At 57.2% G+C, this 16,838-nt stretch carries 15 protein-coding genes; 6 read left to right on the top strand and 9 right to left on the bottom strand.

The genetic code is table 11. The features are described from left to right. The first annotated feature begins 131 nt into the window (after positions 1-131). The gene (locus NKK50_RS28700) at positions 132-1,424 is read left to right on the top strand and encodes an O-antigen ligase family protein (protein ID WP_031198404.1); all 1,293 of its coding nucleotides are present in this window, start codon (positions 132-134) and stop codon (positions 1,422-1,424) included. Continuing rightward, positions 1,421-2,356 (top strand): NAD-dependent epimerase/dehydratase family protein, encoded by a 936-nt coding sequence (locus NKK50_RS28695; RefSeq protein WP_023743700.1) that lies wholly within the window; start codon positions 1,421-1,423, stop codon positions 2,354-2,356. The genes NKK50_RS28700 and NKK50_RS28695 overlap by 4 nt, the downstream gene beginning before the upstream one ends. Here the strand turns inward: NKK50_RS28695 and NKK50_RS28690 are convergent. The 3 genes from NKK50_RS28690 to NKK50_RS28680 all read right to left on the bottom strand — a co-directional run bounded on the left by NKK50_RS28690 (position 2,344) and on the right by NKK50_RS28680 (position 5,960). Continuing rightward, positions 2,344-2,883, bottom strand: a complete 540-nt coding sequence (locus NKK50_RS28690) for a sugar transferase (RefSeq protein WP_023670714.1) — start codon at positions 2,881-2,883, stop codon at positions 2,344-2,346. The genes NKK50_RS28695 and NKK50_RS28690 overlap by 13 nt on opposite strands. A gap of 17 nt (positions 2,884-2,900) precedes the next feature. Then, positions 2,901-3,833 carry a glycosyltransferase family 2 protein gene (locus NKK50_RS28685; protein WP_023743699.1) on the bottom strand — a complete coding sequence of 311 codons (933 nt, stop codon included), beginning with the start codon at positions 3,831-3,833 and terminating at the stop codon, positions 2,901-2,903. Between the two features lie 138 nt (positions 3,834-3,971). Continuing rightward, positions 3,972-5,960, bottom strand: a complete 1,989-nt coding sequence (locus tag NKK50_RS28680; RefSeq protein WP_031204331.1) for a UDP-N-acetylglucosamine 4,6-dehydratase — start codon at positions 5,958-5,960, stop codon at positions 3,972-3,974. Positions 5,961-6,353: 393 nt separating this feature from the next. Here NKK50_RS28680 and NKK50_RS28675 point away from each other — a divergent pair, with 393 nt between their 5' ends. The 4 genes from NKK50_RS28675 to NKK50_RS28660 all read left to right on the top strand — a co-directional run bounded on the left by NKK50_RS28675 (position 6,354) and on the right by NKK50_RS28660 (position 10,131). Beyond that, positions 6,354-7,145, top strand: a complete 792-nt coding sequence (locus NKK50_RS28675; RefSeq protein ID WP_023743697.1) for an ABC transporter permease — start codon at positions 6,354-6,356, stop codon at positions 7,143-7,145. A gap of 9 nt (positions 7,146-7,154) precedes the next feature. Beyond that, on the top strand, positions 7,155-7,901 hold the full coding sequence (locus tag NKK50_RS28670) for an ABC transporter ATP-binding protein (RefSeq protein ID WP_023743696.1): 747 nt from the start codon (positions 7,155-7,157) through the stop codon (positions 7,899-7,901). An 87-nt stretch (positions 7,902-7,988) separates the two neighbouring features. Next, a complete protein-coding gene (locus NKK50_RS28665; RefSeq protein ID WP_023743695.1) occupies positions 7,989-8,915 on the top strand; it encodes an NAD-dependent epimerase/dehydratase family protein in 927 nt (308 codons plus the stop codon). Between the two features lie 100 nt (positions 8,916-9,015). After that, complete coding sequence (locus NKK50_RS28660; protein WP_050591296.1) at positions 9,016-10,131, top strand: methyltransferase domain-containing protein; 1,116 nt, start codon at positions 9,016-9,018, stop codon at positions 10,129-10,131. Between the two features lie 19 nt (positions 10,132-10,150). Here the strand turns inward: NKK50_RS28660 and NKK50_RS28655 are convergent, their stop codons facing one another. From NKK50_RS28655 to rfbB, 6 genes are all read right to left on the bottom strand, one after another. Next, positions 10,151-11,173 (bottom strand): sulfotransferase family protein, encoded by a 1,023-nt coding sequence (locus NKK50_RS28655; protein ID WP_023743693.1) that lies wholly within the window; start codon positions 11,171-11,173, stop codon positions 10,151-10,153. A gap of 125 nt (positions 11,174-11,298) precedes the next feature. Then, positions 11,299-12,543, bottom strand: coding sequence for a glycosyltransferase family 4 protein (locus tag NKK50_RS28650; RefSeq protein WP_032889279.1), 1,245 nt, complete (start codon positions 12,541-12,543; stop codon positions 11,299-11,301). Positions 12,544-12,557: 14 nt separating this feature from the next. Continuing rightward, the gene (locus NKK50_RS28645; RefSeq protein ID WP_081726137.1) at positions 12,558-13,565 is read right to left on the bottom strand and encodes a glycosyltransferase family 2 protein; all 1,008 of its coding nucleotides are present in this window, start codon (positions 13,563-13,565) and stop codon (positions 12,558-12,560) included. 4 nt (positions 13,566-13,569) lie between these two features. Beyond that, positions 13,570-14,835, bottom strand: coding sequence for a class I SAM-dependent methyltransferase (locus tag NKK50_RS28640; RefSeq protein WP_023743691.1), 1,266 nt, complete (start codon positions 14,833-14,835; stop codon positions 13,570-13,572). After that, positions 14,832-15,740 (bottom strand): dTDP-4-dehydrorhamnose reductase, encoded by a 909-nt coding sequence (rfbD, locus tag NKK50_RS28635; protein ID WP_023743690.1) that lies wholly within the window; start codon positions 15,738-15,740, stop codon positions 14,832-14,834. The genes NKK50_RS28640 and rfbD overlap by 4 nt, the downstream gene beginning before the upstream one ends. Beyond that, positions 15,737-16,831: a dTDP-glucose 4,6-dehydratase gene (gene rfbB, locus NKK50_RS28630; protein ID WP_023725246.1), complete on the bottom strand. Its 1,095-nt coding sequence runs from the start codon at positions 16,829-16,831 to the stop codon at positions 15,737-15,739. The genes rfbD and rfbB overlap by 4 nt, the downstream gene beginning before the upstream one ends. Positions 16,832-16,838: the final 7 nt, after the last annotated feature.

Below are 16,838 nucleotides of genomic sequence, written 5' to 3'. Positions count from 1 at the left end.
CTCGTCGCACTTTCGAAAACCGCACCCAGCCGCTATACCGGCTCCTGAACCTGCGCCGGGCGGCATGCCGCAAATGCCGCCGCCAAACATTGTCCGTCGCCACGCGACCCAGCGCATTGTGAACCAGAGCATTGACCCCGATCTCCGCCATCAAGCAGCACGTTTCGCCGTCACGGATCAACGTCACCTTCTCCATTTTGTGCTTCTTTTTCCCGCCGGTACTGGGATCGGCGGTCAGCTTTTTGTTCAATGGCGGCGGCCTGTGGTCGGTGCTTCTGCTTGCGCTGAAAAGACGGCGTTTCAACATCGACCGGCCGATGACCGCGATGACGGTGGCCATCTATGCCTATTGCGCAGCCAGCGTGCTCGCCTCCATCGTCAACAATTCGATCGCCAGGGATGCGCCGCATCTGGCAGGGCTGATCACCTTCCTGTTTTTCCCTGTCTCATACGCGACCTGGAGCATTACCGAGAAAACCACGCTGACGCGCATTGTCGTGCTGGCGAGCGCCGCCGCCTGTTTTGGCGCCCTGCTGCTGGCGGTCGTGCAATATCACGGGCTGGGCATACGGGCCGAAGGCGGCGCCGGCAATCCGATCGTGTTCGCGACCGTCGCCTGCCTCAGCATGATGATGTGCCTGGCAGGCGCCTTATCGGGTGTCGAAAAGAACAGGGCGTTGCTGGCCTGCGCGACACTGGCCGGCGCGGTCGACATTGTCTATTCGGGGTCGCGGATCATCTGGCTGGCGATGCTGGTGGCCGGCATCGCGGTCCTGCTGATCAACCGTCGCAAGCTCAACAACAGAAACGCCATTCGGCTTTTGCTGATTGCGGGCGCGATCGGCATCGTCATCGCGGTCATTGGTCTCCCCATCATTTCCGAGCGCGCGGCCTTCCTGTTCAGCGACTGGGATGCGCTCGCCACGAAGGGCGACCACACGACCGCGCTCGGCTTGCGCGCAGCACTTTGGCAGATTGGGCTGAGCGCCTTCCACGACATGCCGATTTTCGGTCACGGCATTGCTGCAAGCCGTGAGCTGATAAAGGATGGATTCCACAATCAGTTCCACATGCCGTCCACGGGCTTCAGCCATTTTCACAATGGCTTCCTGACTGCATTGGTGGAGGCCGGGCTGCTTGGAGCCGTAACGCTCGCGGCTGTGTTCTTCGTTGCCGCGAGAAACGCGGCCATCGTGCTGCGCACCAGCACGGACGCGATCGAGCGGTTCGGCGCCACGATGATTGTCGTCACTGCGATCACCTACCTCATCGGCGGCCTGACCGGCATTCTGGTCGGCCACGACATCCTCGATGCCACACTGATGGTGTTCCTGGTGTCCGGGACATATCTTGCATCGGGCCGGCAACAAATGCTGCCGGAACAACAGGCACCGGCCCCGGCGCCCCAGGCAAGCCGGCCGTGAAAGTGCTGGTCACAGGCGCGACGGGTTTCATCGGCAGGCAGGTCGTCAACCAGCTGCGCGAAGCCGGGTTCGGGGTGCGCATGGCATCGCGCCACCCGGAACGGCTCGATCCCGTGAGCGATGCGGTTTTGTTGCCGGAATTCGATGCGCCGGCCCAGGCATTCCAGGCGCTGATGCGAGATGTCACCCATGTCGTCCACTGTGCGGCGCTCAACAATGACCGCAAGGCGAGCGAAGCCGACTTCATGGCAGCCAACGCGACACTGACCGCGCAGCTGGCGCGCGCGGCCGCCTCGCGGACAAGCGGGCGCTTCATCTATCTGTCGTCGATCCGGGCAGTAGCCGGTCCCGGTTTCAGCGGAACGATCAGCGAGGCGACGCTCCCTGCCCCGCAATGCGCCTACGGGCGCTCGAAACGCGAAGGCGAGATCAAGACACTGGAAGCCTATGCGTCCAGGCCCTCCGATGCCACGGCGCTGCGCCTGCCGCCGGTCTATGGCGAAGGCATGAAGGGAAACCTGCGTGGAATGATGCGGGCTGCCGCCATTGCCTTACCATTGCCCTTAGGCGCTTTCACCGCAGTTCGTTCGCTGATATCGCGCGACGCGGTGGCTGGCGCCGTGGCGCATCTTTTGACTCGTCCCACGCCACCGCGCCCGACCTATGTCCTGGGCGATGCTTCCCCCGTTGCGATGTTCGAAATCTTGACTGCATTCAGGCACGGATACGACGTTCCGACCCGGCTCGTTCCTGTGCCGGCCTGGCCATTCAGGCTGTTCGCCACACTGCTAGGCAGAAAAGCAGCGTACGACGCTTCCATGGCGACACAGATTTGCGACCCGTCACTGCTGATCTCGGAAGGCTGGATGCCGGAAACCGACACGCTCGGCCGGATTGAGGAACTTGCACGACAGGCCCGTCAGGTCCGGTAGATTGTGCCAAGCAGGATTTTGACGTCGAGTCCGATCGAGGCCCCCCTGAGATATTCGGCATCCGTTTCGGCGCAGAGTTTCGGATCCGACATGTCGATGCCTTTCATCTGTGCCAGCCCGGTAATGCCCGGAAGTGCGGCAAGCACACCCAATTGCCTGCGGCGTTCGATCAATTCGGTTTGCGTGGGCAGGCATGGACGCGGCCCAACCAGGCTCATCTCACCCTTGAGCACGTTCCAGAGCTGCGGCAGCTCGTCGATCTTGAATTTCCGCAGCACCTTGCCGACGGCAGTGACGGAAATTGCCGGCGCCTGATGCGAGGGCAGAGACGGCGTTCCCACAACCATCGTGCGCAGCTTGTGGCAGGCAAACGGCACCCCGTGCTGGCCGACACGGGTTTGAGAGAAGAGTGCCGGTCCAGGCGACGTCGTCCTGATTGCCAGCATGGCAAGCAGGACGAAAGGCGAGGCCAGTGGCAGCAGCAGCGCCGCCACCGCCAGGTCGAAAGCTCGCTTGGGTTCCCTCATGGCCGTGTCTGCATGCTCTAGATCCGCCGCCAGATGAAGGCCAGATAGAGCCCAAGTGTACCAGCCAGCGTCTGCCGGTAGACGCCGCTTTTCCGGAGAAGGCGCAGGCGTCGCAAGATACCGCCCTTTCGCGCCCTGATGAACAGGCCGAGGCAGGCGGCGGCATCCCTCGTGAGGATGTCGCGATTGACCGCCAGGCCGCTCAGATTGTGATCGGTCCAGACGGCGAACTCGCCCCTGAAGAGGCGCCCCAGCCGCGACAGCCTCGCCTTCCACGACACGTTGGCGCCGACCAAGTTTGCCTCATGCTGGCGGTAGCGCACCAGCGGTCGCGGGTCATAGCGGACAATGCCGCCGGCAGCCGTGACGATCAGATAGGTCCACCAGTCATGGCTGACGAACTCGGTCCTTGCCGATGCCTTTGCCAGCAACTTTCGCGCGGCGCGGTTGATCATCATCGTGTTGCCGCCGGCAATGCTTTGCACAAGCGCATTGCGAAATGCGGGTGGATGCTGGAACAGCGGCGAATACCCTTGCGCTGCTCCGGTTTCGGACATGGTCGCGGTTCTGGAGCAAAACAGCAGCGGCGTTCCGGCATCGTGCCATTGCATCCAGGCAATGGCGCTCTCCAGCCTGTCCGGCTCCCAGATGTCGTCCTGGTCGCAGAAGGCGTAGTAGTCGGCCTCGATACGCGGATCGATGATCATCGCGCGGAAATTGGCGGCAAAGCCTTGGCGAGGACCATTCGACAGGGTCAACCGGCCCTTGGACCAGCGGCTCTGCCAGGCGCCGATAATGGCCGAAGTGCCGTCTGTCGAACCGTCGTCGGAAACCCAGAGGTCGACAACAGGATGCGATTGCGCAGCCAGCGACGCGAGCTGCTCGTCAAGGAAAGCCGCGCCATCTTTCGTGCCCAGCAGCACGGCCACGCGCTGATCTTGTCTGCTCACTGGTTCAAAATCATCTGCAAACGCCTGGGAACGGCCATCGGATCGGTTTCAATAGCCAATCCCGGTCGATCAGGACAGGCTCTTTGTTTTGACGCAATCCCGGACGGAAAACCGCTCCACACTTTTCCTGGAATTGCTCTAACCAGCTTGCCCGACTGTTTTCGCAACGGTTTCCCGGCGTGCGTCACTTGGAGGCTCTTCCGCCTGATAGAGGCCGGCCATGACGGCGAGCGCCGAGGCCTTGTCCTGATCGCCCATGGCCGCCTGCAGCAATGTCAGCGCCGCCTGGACCTTGGGCCATCCCACGACATCGGTCCTGAGGCCGAAGATCTTGGGGATATCCAGCGCGACGATCTCCTCATTGCCGCCATGCAGCACTTCGTGAAGCTTCTCGCCCGGCCTGATCCCGGTGAAACGGATCGGAATGTCGATGTAGGGGCTTTTGCCGGCCATGCGGATCATGGTTTCAGCGACTTCGAGGATCGGCACCGGCTTGCCCATGTCGAGCATGTAGATGGCGTAGTCGTCCTTGCCCTGGCGCCGCTCGGCGTCGGCCGCCGACATGATGACGAGGTCGACGGCTTCGGCCACCGTCATGAAGTAGCGGGTCATGCGGCGATCGGTGATGGTGACCGGACCGCCGGCCTCGATCTGCGCCTGGAAGATGGTGGCGACCGAGCCATTGGAGCCGAAGACATTGCCGAACCGCACGGCGATGAACTTGGTGCCGGAGCGACGGCCGCTGGGCCCGGTGGCGTGCGTTTCGTGCAGCGAAGAGACGATCTGCTCGGCGGCGCGTTTCGTCATACCGAGCACCGAGGTCGGATCGACCGCCTTATCGCTGGAAATCAACAGGAACTGCGGCACCCCGCATTTGGCGGCAACCTCGGCGCAGACGAGGGTGCCCAAAATGTTGGTCTGGATCGCCGATTCCCAATTTTCCTCGAGCAGCGGCACATGTTTGAGCGCGGCGGCATGGAAGATGATGTCGGGCTTGAAATCGCTGACGACGCGGGTGATCTGGCGCCGGTCTGTGACATCGACGATGCGGCTCTTGAGCCGGACATGGTCCTTTTCGTCAACCTGCTGGTCGAGCTGGAAAATACCGAACTCCGAGATATCGGCGACCAGAACCGCCTCGGCGCCAAGTTCCAGCGACCGCTTGACCAGGATGCGACCGATTGAGCCGGCGCCGCCGGTGACCAGGACGCGCTTGCCACCGATAAAGCCGCCGATCCGCTCAATATCGGAAGCAACTGTGGAGCGGCGCAGGATGGTTTCCATCTCGACAGCGTCGAGTACCAGCTTTCCGCCTTGGCCGAGCTCCGAAACGCCGGAGAATTGGACGACGGCGATACCGCTGTGACGGGCGACACGGACCAGTTCCGAATATTCCTCGATCTCGCGTTCGGTGCCATTGCCGAAAATCAGCATGTCGAGGCTTTTGGTGCCTCTTGCATATTCTTCGAGGACCTCGACCAGGCGGGGCCGCACGGCCACCACCGGAACGCCCTGTATCTGCGTGCCCAACGGCGCGCCGTTCTCGATGGCCATGATGCCGGCGATGGAATATTCGGCCGGCTCGGCCGTGCGTGTGAAGCGGATGATGACGTCTGCTTCGCCAAGCCTGCCGACGAACAGCGCTTGTTTGATCGCCGCATTGTTTGCGTTGCGGCTCAGGATTCGCCAGCTCGCCCCGTCGCGCAGGAACCGGTAATAGAGCCGAGGCGCCGATATGATGGTGAAGGAGACGAGGAAAAAGACGATGAACTGGCGCTCGTTGAGGCCGGTCACCGGCTGAAACCATCGGACCGCCAGCGAGACGACATAGAGCGTGACGGTCAGGATCGCGCAGCTCTTCAGGATGTTGAAGAAGTCCGGCGTGGAGGCGAAACGCCACACGGTGTTGTAGAGGCCGCAATAGCGAAACAAGAGATGGCTGAGAAGAACAATGCTCACCCAGCACGCCAGGCCCGGCCAGGAGAGCGCATCGAATGAAAGTCTCGACTGCGAAAGCCCGAGACTCAGCGCCACCGCGACCAAGACCATGACCAGGTCCTGGATCATTATAATGGCGCGCCGCATCTTCGGCCGAAGTCCCGATACGGCTTGTACGTATGATGTCATTGGGTAGTACTGAACTCCAGGCGCGGGTATATCAATACCGGACAGGCACCGGATGGAACATCATCCGTCACCACTCCAGATTGCAAATTCCAAGTCCCTTGCCCAGCTATCGCAATAGCGCGGAGTCGGGGGTATCGCCAGATGTTTTTGACGAATATGTGATCAAAGGTGAATGCGGCTGTTCCGGACCAATCGCAATTGGCTGAACTGTGGCCTTTCAGGACAATTGTACAGGTCCAAAAGACATTGCTAATGGTTGCGCTCAAGATATTGCTGGGCTTCACTAAGCCGCAATCATTTGCCATACGCTCGTCGCAATGGCTATGAAATGTCCCTCGCCTCATGTGGCCATCGGACATACGAAGCGACCAAGAACGGATTGCGACACCAACAATGATTTTGGCACTGAACGGCGCCCTCGACGATATCAGCAAGGCTATGAGGCTGCATCGGGTCTGGATTGCGCTTGCTCACGAAGATATCGGCGACCAGCACAGACGCACGACACTTGGCCCGCTTTGGCTGCTGGTCAATTACATCGCGTTCGTCGGCACATTCGTTTTCGTGTTCCAGCCTGCCGGTAAGGATGCCGCAGGCTATTCCGCCTATGTCGCAATAGGCCTGATGGTCTGGTTCTACCTGATGGAAATCATCTCCTTGAGTGTTTCCCTCTTCCAGCGTGAGGAGAGCTTCATAGAGGGCACGACCCTGCCCCTGTTTGTGTACGTGATGCGGATGACGGTTCAGTCCGTCATTCGCGTGGGCTATGCGATCGCAGGTTGCATCGTGATTCTGCTCCTGAGCGGCTCGGGACTTACCCCCGCATGGCTATGGTCGCTTGCAGGGCTACTCCTGATCCTGTTCGCCACTCCAGCTGTCATCACGGTCTTCGCCTTCCTCGGCGCATTTTTTCCCGACAGCCAGTTCATCGTCGGCAACATCATGCGAGTCGGGATGTTTTTTACGCCTGTCTTCTGGATCTACAGCGGACAGGACGGCATACAGAAATACGCCTACCACTGGAATCCATTCAGCTATTTCCTGGAAATCGTGCGCGAGCCGATCACGAACGGCGCGTTTCCGATGCACGCATTCGCCGTAACGGTCTATATTTCCTTGTTCATGTGGGCGATTGCATTGTTGCTGCTTGGCCGATATCGCAGGCAAGTTGTTTTCCTGATTTGAGTTTTTTCGATGGTTTCTATCAAGCTGGATAACGTCAGTCTGGTCTACAAACTGCACGAAAAGTTGACGCTTTCCGCGCCGGATCGGCGTATGGGCGGACCAGGCGGCAGGATTGAGAGTTCAGGCAGAAACCAGTTCGTGCAGGCGCTCGACGGCGTCAGTTTCCAGCTCAAGGCCGGCGACCGATTAGGCTTGGTCGGCCCAAATGGAGCGGGCAAGACGACACTACTCAAGGTGCTCTACGGAATCTATGAACCATCCGGAGGGAACATCGCCATAGAAGGCAAGGTCGACGCCCTTTTCAACATCAACATAGGCTTTCGCCGCGAAGCCACAGGCCGCAGGAACATCGTTCTGCGTGGCTTGATCAACGGATGGACAGAAGCCGAGATCGAGGAAAAGATGGAAAGTATCATCGCTTTCAGCGAGCTCGGCGACTTCATCGACATGCCATTCAAGGCTTACAGCCAGGGCATGGCCGCGCGGCTTGCCTTTTCGGCAGCAACCGCGCTCGATCCCGAAATTCTGCTAATGGACGAATGGATCGGTGCCGGTGATGCCTCTTTTCAAGACAAGGCCCAAAGGCGCATGGACGAATTGGCGGAAAAGGCTGGCATCATCGTTCTGGCAAGCCACAATGAGAGCCTCATCGAAAGAGTGTGCACAAAAAAGCTGACGCTCAAAAGCGGCCGCGTGGAATCGCTAACGGCAGGGCCGGTCAAACACACCGGAACTGAAAAAATTGTCGTGTCATGACAGAAAGTTGCTGGAGTTGGGGCAGGGACGGGCTGGATTAGTTTGATAAAGTAATAAAGGGTTTTGCGGCAAAGGTGTTGGAGCGGCATGATTGGGGTTTACGGTGCGAACGGGTTCATTGGCCGTCATTTTGTTCGGCGGTTGGCGGTACAGGGTGTGGCAATTCGTGCCGTATCCAGAAGATTTGACCCAGAATTCCTTCGCTCCTTTGACAAGTCGGTTGACTTTGTTGAAGCCGACCTGCGTGATCCGATCGCAATGGCCTCTTCGCTGCAAGACGTCGACTCTGTTGTGCAATTAATATCGACCTCGAGTCCCGGCCTCAAGAACGACCACGTCATCGCCGATATTCAGGAAAATGTTATTCCCCATGTAGAGTTCCTGCAAACCTGTGTGCGGGCTGGCGTGAGACGCTATTTGTTTCTCTCATCTGGGGGCACGGTTTATGGCCCTGGTGCGCCAATACCTACGCCGGAGACCTGCGCTACCAACCCCATAAATTCACACGGACTGACCAAGCTCATCGTGGAAAAATACATTCAGATGCATGGACATCTCGAAGGGCTGGAATACGTGATCCTGCGGGTCGCCAATCCTTTTGGTCCAGGGCAAGCCTTCCGCAAGGGTCAAGGGCTGATCCCAGCCATCCTAGACCACTGGCAGAAAGGCCTACCCGTCCGAATTTTCGGCGACGGCCAAGCGCGTCGCGACTATATCTACGTTGAGGATGTCATCAACGCGATAGAAAGCGCGCTTGTGCTGCCGAGCACCCCCCGCCTAATCCTGAACATTGGCAGTGGCCAGGTTCGGTCCGTTACCGAGATAATTGCCGCGGTCGAATCAGCAACGGGCCACCGTTTCGAGCGCGAATACGTTGCTGCCAGAAACACTGACGTTGACATTGCCAGTCTGGATGTCTCGCGCGCGCGCTCCGTTCTGGGGTGGGTACCACGAACCGATTTTGACGAGGGCATCGCCAAGACAGTAGCAAGCATGAGCGGTACGGGGCGATAACAATGTCGCTGCGCGCACAGTATTTCGAGAAAGCCCTTGAGAAGAAGACCGGTCTCTAGCCTGCCATTCCATTCCTTGAAGAAGCGATAGGAATTTTTTCATGGGCCTAACCAGAGTAGAAATTGACCAGCCCAGAGATAGGCTTCTACGACATCCAATCGACGCCGTTAACGGTTGGATCGCGAAGCCGTTTGGTACTGAAATTTCCATTGGCTATGAAACCTTGGACGGTCGAACAGGGAAATTTCGATTATCAACGTACCGGAGGGCTGATCTTGACCCTTCTCAGGGCGTTGGCTTCACTTTTTACGTGGATTTCGTACGAAACGAGATACACAAAGCGGGAACGTTGGACCTGATATTCAGGGCTGAGGGCGAGAGGGCAGCCGACGTGGCAGTTGCCGTAACTGATGAGGCGATTGCTTTGGCTAACAGTTGCAGAGCCAATCAAGCTGCCAAGCTTGATATTTTGAAGCAAATCTTGAACCGTGACTTGCAACAATGCGAGGGCTGCGTAGCACCGTCGGCGCTGCCGGAAGGCTGGCCCATTTCGCCACAACTCGAATCTAAAATTGATGCTGTCTCTTCGCATTTCTACGGCGGAATGATTCATGAATTCCTCAAGCGATTGCCTAGTGGAGCCATTGCACTAGATGCTGGGGCTGGCCTGAGAAAGCGCCCGGTTCCAAACGTGATAAACGTAGAGATCTATGACTATCCCAGCACAGACGTCCTTGCGATAGGACAATCTCTACCCTTCAAGGATAACTCGTTCGCGGGGATACTATCACTGGCTGTTCTCGAGCATGTAGATGACCCCTTCCAATGCGCAAGGGAACTGGTACGGGTGCTGAAGCCCGGTGGCAAACTTCTTCTGATGATCCCATTCTTACAGGCGGAGCACGGTTATCCGTCCCATTATTTTAATGCAACTCGATCTGGTGCAACGAAGCTATTTGAGCAGCTCGACGTTGAGAGCCAAACGATCCACCGCTCGAACCATCCAATAAACACATTAAATCAGATACTTCGAGTCTATCATTCGGGACTTGATGCTGGAGTGCGAGAGGAATTTCTGAACATGCCGGTGCGAGAGATTTTCTCGCTGGCTGAACGGTTTGAAAGAGATGAAGATCCCCCTCTTACGCGTCTCTCGCTTGAAAAGCAGTTCGAAATCGCGTGGGGCACAACGACGGTATTTTCAAAAAGAGCGTGAAACGTCCATTAGGCGAGTGCTACGAAACCAAGGATATGCTTCCAAGCGAGGTGCCTCGATGGCGATTTGGTGATGCCTTATCAACGGTTATCCTGAAAAGGCCCGTGTTTGACGCGGCTCCGTCAAACTGTGGATAGATCGCAATCCCATTGATACTTTCCGCGTCAATGGTGATCACGTTCTCGCCGTGGAATAGCTGAATCCTGTCGGTGAGGCCGTCAGTGTAGCCGTCGCCTGTGTTGACACATAGATCGATAAAGGCCGGAGCGCTGCGCCTTACAAACGATAGATATACCCGCTTGTAACCTGCTAGGCCTTCGAACAGGATGTGCGGTTGATCACCATCCTTCTGGATCCAATTGTCGACCAGAGATAGTCCTACATTACACTGGAAGGCCTCAATCGCGTCTTTTGATCCGAAATCGAAACTCTCCGCCTTTGATACCCGGGCCGTCCAGTCTTCCTTCTTGGTTCTGACGTAGCCGCGCTGCGGGTCGGTCATCGCGAGAGCTCGTTCGCGCTCGTCCTCCGATGGCCGCAGATGGAGGAAGGCGCACAACTCATCTAATAAATTCGAGGGCTTCAGCACCGCCCGCTCATAGTTGACGATCATGAGAGGACAATCGATCTCTTGAGTTGCAGAAGCTACCTGCGCCAAGCGTGTTGCCGAGAAGCTGAATGCATCGCGAAAATTTACATCCGATTGCTTCATCTGACTCTCGGCTATCGCGGCCAGATTGCGGAACACAACGATCACGAATGGGTTGCGAAGGTGAGGCAGCAACCGCACGATATACTCGGAAGAGTGGGGCATCTTCCAGCCCCATACATTGTACTTCGCGTCACGATGAGCGACTACCTTCTTGATCGCCTGTAGGTCTTCCGTGATGAATTCTGGATCTTCATGGTTGTTGCCGAGGTTCCGCCCAAGGTTGACCCCAAGCTCCCGCGCTATCCCAGCGACCATCGATGTCCCGCCGCGCTGCACTCCAATGATCACGATTGTCTTGGTATTAGTGTCGAAGCCGGGCTTGACAATCATGTAATGTGGTCTCCGCTGGGAAGGCGGGGCTTCCTAGCGGTGATAGGAAGCATCTTCAAGATCGTTCCCACTCAAATTCCTCTCCACCGAGACCGAGCCAAGATGCACAGTTCCACTCAGATTTGTTACGAGGGGCGCGCATGGACGGCCTCCCTAGATAGGGACTCGAGGAATGCCGCCAACTTGTCTGCCTCGGAATCCCAACTGCCTGCCCTCGCGCGTCTCAAGCCCGCTTCTGCAATCCTAGCTGCTCCGACCGGGTCTTCCAATAGCCTGATCAAGGCTTGTGATATCCCATCCACACTCATATCGCAGTATACAGCCTCCTCATCGGACATGAGCCACTCAGACTGAGGCCCTCTGTTAAGCACTACAGGACAGCCGCAAGCTGCGACTTCAAGCGGGAGCAACGAAAGATTGGTTGCCGAGAGAATTAGGGCGACGTCGCATTGTGAGTAAAGGTCCGGCAATTCTCCAATGGAAACCGTGCCTGCATTGAGATGATGAAAAGGAATCTCGTACGCTCCGACATCCCAACCTGCAAAGATCACCGCAACATCCGGAAGCCTCTCACAGACTTTCTTCAGAGCGAGAAGACCCATTTCGAATCCACGTCTCGGGGTGACTGGCCTAGCATAGAAAAGTATATGCCTTACGGAGCCCGAACGTCTTCTTTGCGGATTATAAAGACTGAGGTCACAAGCGAACGAATACGGAAACGTCGTCATTCCATATTCTCGGCTAAGTTTTTCTGCCAACCATGTCCCGGCAGTAATACCTGTCATACCAAGCTTATAGGTATTCTCTGCAAACGAATATTCGCTACCATGCGCATAAAATTCTGGTTCAAAATCTTGAACAAAGTATAATTTATGCTCTGTGTCGCGAAATTTGGAAACCCAATAGGCGGTCTGCCAGCCCGTGGCAACCAGATAATTGCACGGCTCGATTGAGCGAACGCCGAGCGAAATTGTAATCCCGTGATCTCCGAAAGCCTGGTTGAACGCCATTTGCGCTTCTTCCACAGAATTCCATCGATGCGGTTCCATAACCACGACATGCTGGTTGGGGAACCCTCGATCTTTCAGAAGTCGCATCATGCGAACAATATTTATGTGGCCACCTGAAGACGCATTGAAGTCTGGGATTACCCACGTCATCGAGCCGATCGGAGTATTCTCATGGGTGATCCTCAATCCGAAACCCTGCTCCTCCCCCAGAAGAAATTCATAGTGCCCAATAGCGTCTTGTTTGCCCTGAATGACTGGCGGCATCGTTGCAATCACTCGAGAAACAGCCTTGCGTGTCGCGACCCGCCATCCCTCTCGCCGTACAGTCCTTGCAAATTTTGAAAGATTTGATGACAGCATATCCAAAACGACCCCTATCTAGCGTGCAATTGCTTGTCTCTGGACAACGCATTACCGTATTTTCTCGCAAACTTAGAACTATTGGTCCCGATGTAATACCCGACCTGTCGCGCTAAATTATCTAGAGGTTTCTTGAAAGTAGCTACGGGATGAGAAATTACCCAACCATTCTTAAACGCGAGCGCAACATCGCGCGCGCTGGTTCTCAAAGCTTGCCCGAACAAATACCGCACTGTCGGGCACAACTTGTATCCGAACAGCTCTCTGAATGCCTTTGCTTCATCATAACTTCGCTGCACCCTTTGCCATAGAGAGTATTCATGAGAATGGTTCACCAACGAATCCCATGAAAAGGCCTTACGAAAACCGGCTTCAATTACCACCTTTGCCCATAGTTGATCTTCTGCAAAATCAACGTCTGGATAAGGATAATCTTGCCACACAGACTTGCGTAAACAGGATGAATTGTCAGAATAGAAATGAAATACCTGTCGAACGCCCTGCGTTTTCGAATACAATCTCGCGTCGCTGATCCAGACTTTCGGCCAATTTCTTAATCCCAAAAAATGAGTGTCGATCTCCCAAGCCGTGAACGGCGTTGCGTCCTCGTAGGCTGCATGGCGACCGAATACACCAGCAACCTGATCATCCTCCAAGAGCGGTCTCACCAGTTCCTTCAACCAAAAAGAATTGGCGGGACAAGCATCATGTGTTAGGAAAGCGCAGAATTCTCCCCTTGCTTCACGAACGCCAAGGTTCCTTGTCCTTCCGTGCCCAAACGAGCAAGGCTCTATCTCGATTAATTTGAATCTAGGGTCGTTGGTCGGCACCAATTGCTTAGAGCCGTCCTTTGAGCCGGAGTCGATAACAATTACCTCAAATCCCTGTTCGAATTCCTGCTTGGAAACCATCTCGATGACGCGCTTGAATTGCGGCAGTCCGTTCTTCACAGGAATAATCACGGACACTAAAGGCTTCGCTGCTGAAAATACCCGAAGTTTATTGTTTGGATCGGCGCTCATGGTCTCATCCGGTTTTCGAATTGTCGCTCGTCCTATTCCGCGAAACAGGAGAGTTGGAGGTCCGATGTGCACCGGGAGTTAATTTTCGCCCGACCTTTCCAAAGCCAACCAAAAGGCGCTTTGCTGCTCTCATCGGCATGGCTACGCGCCATGAGGTGCTTGCATAAACGGCATCGAGAACGCTACGCAGCCGCTTTTCCTCGGAGCGCGCTTGCTCCCGCTCGGCAAGCAACTGTCCGGCCAGAGCCTCATGAGCCTTGCTCTCGCCCGCCAGCCTCGCGATTTCGGCATCGTGCTGCGCGATCTCATTCGCGATCTCGACATCGCGCTGCGCGATCTCATTGGAGAGCGCCTCTATGCGAGCCATTTGGTGTTCGACCAGTTCCCGGTTGGTTTCAATCTCCTCTTCCATTGTCGCACGACGCAACGACCATGGATTCCCGGTCTCATCGATCGGTATGTTTACCGTACCGTTCAGGGCCAGCATGCTGCCCTCGACAAGTGCAACCCGGCCTTCCACACGACGGGGACCCAGAACATTTTCCTGTGACGGACGTTTGGCGACGATGCAAAGCGAGTTCAAGAACCCGATGGAGTGGATCGAAGCCAGGGAAGTTTCCTCGAACACGGCGTCGTACTTCTGAGAAAACGCGGCCAGTACATCGACACGAAGGTGGTGTAGTCCCCAATGCTCATAGTTGACCACGTCAAGCAGACGTTTGAAAAATGACATGGAGGAAAGAGGATCATATAGGCCGCCCTCATACTTACCCCAGTAACTGCAGTGCAAATCTTCAGCTACGTACAGGCCTCCCACCGCAAGATGAGGGAAGTAGCGGGCGAAAGAGCGTATGATATCCGAGGATCGGTGCGAGCCGTCATCAATAATGATGTCGAATTTTGCGGTCTGGGCGACAATGTCGCGTTCGACGTCGGCGGTGTTGGCATCGCCGACGATAACTGCGATCTTCTCATCATCGAAGGTCAGCTTACCACTGGCCGCATTGATATCGCAGCCTACAATAAGCTCCGCTTGCGGAAAATACTGCCGCCAGATTTCCAGCGAACCGCCGTTCTGAACGCCAATTTCCAGAAGTCGAACAGGCTTGTTTCGGAAATCCGAAAATATATCTTCATATGCGTCCAAATAAATCGACCATTTGTCCGATATTTTTCCGGTATGCTCCTCGTATATGTTGCGAAGTGACTTATCTCTTCCCTTTGTCGACCTCGCGTCCTGCAGTGCGTCAGGTGATGGATACTTTTTCATGTTATCAATGCCAGTTTCGTCTCTCCGCTCAAGAGACGGTGTGCCACCACTTCCGTCGCTTCCGGCCACTCCGGGGACGTCCATCCGAACACGGCAGAGAATTTGGCCGTCGACAGCCGCGAATTGCGAGGGCGACACGCCTTGGTTGGGTAGTCCTTGGTCTCGACGTTACCTACCCGCGCATAAGGACCACCATGAGCGCGGCTGGTCTCCAAAATATGACGGGCAAAGCCGCTCCAGTTGATCCCCCCGGTGCCGGCCAGATGATAGATGCCGTAACCGTCAAACGCCTCGTCGCCGCGCAACACCGCCGCCGCATGCAGGATCGCGTCGGCAATATCAAGTGCGGATGTCGGATTTCCCCATTGGTCGGCGACCACGGCGATCTCGTCGCGGTCGCCGGCCAGCCGCAGCATGGTTTTCACGAAATTCTTGCCGAACGGGCTGTAGACCCAGGCGGTGCGCAGGATCAGATGGCGCGGATTGACGGCGGCCACGGCCAGCTCGCCGGCAAGCTTGGAGGCGCCGTAGACGCCGAGCGGTGCGGTGGCGTCGGTCTCGACATAGGCGCCGTCCTTGGTGCCATCGAAGACGTAGTCGGTCGACAGATGGATTACGGGCACGCCGAGCTTCGCGGCCGCCTCGGCGACCTTGCCGGCGCCGACGGCGTTCACAGCGAAGGCAAGATCGGGCTCGTCCTCGGCCTGGTCGACGGCGGTGTAGGCGGCAGCCGACACCACGATATCCGGCCGCGCTGCCGCGAGTGCGTCGAACACCGTATCGGGCCGCGCCAGATCGAGCACTGGGCGGCCAAGGGTGACGACCTCGATGCCATCGCGCCTCTGCCCGGCCTCCAGCAGGCTGGCAGCGACCTGACCGTCGCGTCCGGTGACAACCAGCCTCACGCCGCGCCCTTCCTGCCTTCAACCTGGCCGCGCGACCGGACTTGCCCCAGCCGCTCGCCGGCGTAGCGCTGCTCGCGGATCGGTCCCCACCACCATTTGTTGTCGAGGAACCAGTCGACGGTCCTTGCAAGGCCGCTGTCGAAACTCTCCGCCGGCGCCCAACCGAGATCCCGGCCGATCTTGGAGGCATCGATTGCATAGCGGCGGTCGTGGCCGGGCCGATCGGTGACGAAGCTGATCAAATCGCGGTAGCTCCTGCCGCCGCTGCGCGGACGCCTGATGTCGAGCAGGCCGCAAATCGTCTCGACGACGCCAAGGTTGGTACGCTCGGAATTGCCGCCGACATTGTAACTTTCGCCGGGCTGGCCCTTTGTGGCGACCAGTTCCAGAGCACGGGCGTGATCCTCGACGAACAGCCAGTCGCGCACATTGGCGCCAGCGCCGTAGACCGGCAGCGGCTTTTCGTCGAGCGCGTTGAGGATGACCAGCGGGATCAGCTTTTCGGGGAAGTGATAAGGCCCGTAATTGTTCGAACAGTTGGAGAGCACGACCGGCAGGCCGTACGTCTCGTACCAGGCCCGCACCAGATGGTCGGATGCGGCCTTGGAGGCGGAATAGGGCGAGGATGGCGCGTAAGGCGTCTCCTCCACGAACATGCCGCCATCGAAGGGCAGATCGCCGAACACCTCGTCGGTCGAGACATGGTGGAAGCGGAAGCGCGCCTTCCTGTCCTCGTCAAGGCCGCGCCAATATTCGAGCGCCGAATTCAGCACCCGGTAGGTACCGACGATGTTGGTCTCGATGAAGGCGCCGGGTCCGTCGATCGAGCGGTCGACATGGCTTTCGGCGGCGAGGTTCATGACGACGTCGATCTCGTCGCGGTGGAGGATGTCGAGAACCGCCCGCTCGTCACAGATGTCGGCCTGCGCAAATTTGTAGTTGTGTGCATTCTCGATGGTGCGCAGCGAGGCCAGATTGCCGGCATAGGTGAGCTTGTCGAGATTGGTCACATGGTAGGCCGGATTGGCGCACAAATGCCGGCACACGGCCGAGCCGATGAAGCCGGCACCGCCTGTCACCAGAAAATTCATGGCGCTC

It is taken from the genome of Mesorhizobium sp. M0001 (assembly GCF_040324255.1).
In the GTDB taxonomy this organism is placed as follows: Bacteria; Pseudomonadota; Alphaproteobacteria; order Rhizobiales; family Rhizobiaceae; genus Mesorhizobium.
The sequence above is the reverse complement of the archived record's forward strand: the minus strand, read 5'-3'. Positions and strand labels throughout refer to the sequence as shown.

Coding starts and splice junctions, on each gene's coding strand:
- NKK50_RS28640 (WP_023743691.1), bottom strand. CDS start 14,835: ATGAAAAAGTATCCATCACCTGACGCACTGCAGGACGCGAGGTCGACA.
- NKK50_RS28660 (WP_050591296.1), top strand. CDS start 9,016: ATGGGCCTAACCAGAGTAGAAATTGACCAGCCCAGAGATAGGCTTCTA.
- NKK50_RS28665 (WP_023743695.1), top strand. CDS start 7,989: ATGATTGGGGTTTACGGTGCGAACGGGTTCATTGGCCGTCATTTTGTT.
- NKK50_RS28680 (WP_031204331.1), bottom strand. CDS start 5,960: ATGACATCATACGTACAAGCCGTATCGGGACTTCGGCCGAAGATGCGG.
- NKK50_RS28690 (WP_023670714.1), bottom strand. CDS start 2,883: ATGAGGGAACCCAAGCGAGCTTTCGACCTGGCGGTGGCGGCGCTGCTG.
- NKK50_RS28670 (WP_023743696.1), top strand. CDS start 7,155: ATGGTTTCTATCAAGCTGGATAACGTCAGTCTGGTCTACAAACTGCAC.
- rfbB (WP_023725246.1), bottom strand. CDS start 16,831: ATGAATTTTCTGGTGACAGGCGGTGCCGGCTTCATCGGCTCGGCCGTG.
- NKK50_RS28650 (WP_032889279.1), bottom strand. CDS start 12,543: ATGCTGTCATCAAATCTTTCAAAATTTGCAAGGACTGTACGGCGAGAG.
- NKK50_RS28645 (WP_081726137.1), bottom strand. CDS start 13,565: ATGAGCGCCGATCCAAACAATAAACTTCGGGTATTTTCAGCAGCGAAG.
- NKK50_RS28655 (WP_023743693.1), bottom strand. CDS start 11,173: ATGATTGTCAAGCCCGGCTTCGACACTAATACCAAGACAATCGTGATC.
- NKK50_RS28675 (WP_023743697.1), top strand. CDS start 6,354: ATGATTTTGGCACTGAACGGCGCCCTCGACGATATCAGCAAGGCTATG.